The 886-nt window shown below is 67.7% G+C and carries 1 protein-coding gene; it reads right to left on the bottom strand.

Annotation, left to right across the window (positions count from 1 at the left end; genetic code table 11):
- Positions 1–114 precede the first annotated feature (114 nt).
- A partial coding sequence (locus tag ACYVDE_RS24555) for an energy transducer TonB (RefSeq protein WP_460504142.1) occupies positions 115–886 on the bottom strand: 772 nt, incomplete at its 5' end.

The raw sequence follows: 886 nt of genomic DNA, 5'->3' as shown, positions 1-886 counted from the left end.
GGCGGGCCGACTGGGTGGCATTGCTGGCGCGGGCGGGCATTGCGCGCTATGAGCTGCGCTGGCGCTGGGCGTTTCGCTGGCAGCTAGTGATTTATACGGCGGGCGTAGGTGGGCTTACCGCTTAGCGGGCGAGGGCGCAGCCAGAGGCAGCTCCACGGCGTAGAGCACCCGCTCGGGCGGGCCGTTTTGACGGCCGGGGCGAAACCGCGGTAGGTGGCGTACGGCAGCCAGCACGGCCTGGTCGCACTCTGGGCCCAGCCCGCGCACGATGTAGGCTCCGGTGGGCGCGCCGGTGATTTCGACGGTGAAGGCGACGACTACTTTGCCCTTACCGCAGCGCTGCCGGACCGGCACGGCCAGCACAATTCGCTTCTGAATGGCGGCAATGACGGCGGCCCGGCCGCCCCCCGTGGTTAATTCGGGCATTTGCGCCACGGCAGTGTAGGTGCGCTGCCCGGGGGCCTGGGGCTCTTCATCAAAATCATCCCTACTACCCCGCACCGTTATCATACCGGGCTCGTAGCTGGCCCCGTCTTCGGTGGGCGGCATATTGATTTGCAATATTTTGCGGGTGGCGGCGGGCTGGTCGTAGCGGGTGCGGGCAGGCTGCCAAACCGGCATCGCACGCACGAGGCGCAGGGCTTCCGCATCGCAGGTGGGGCACAGGCCGTTGTTCACGTAGGCATCGCGCACGCGGCCATCTTCGCCCACCACGTAGCCGATTTCGACCTTCCCTTGTTGGCTGCCGCTGGCGACTTCGGCGGGCAGGCGCAGGTTGGCGCGCACGTAGGCCTCCAGGCCGGGCGCCGGAAATTGGGCCAGCTGCTCCAGCTCGTATTCGCCGTACACGTGGTCGGGCCGCATCACGGCCACCGGAAATCGAAGC

This window comes from Hymenobacter agri, assembly GCF_054778495.1.
This window is presented reverse-complemented; position numbering and strand designations above follow the sequence as displayed.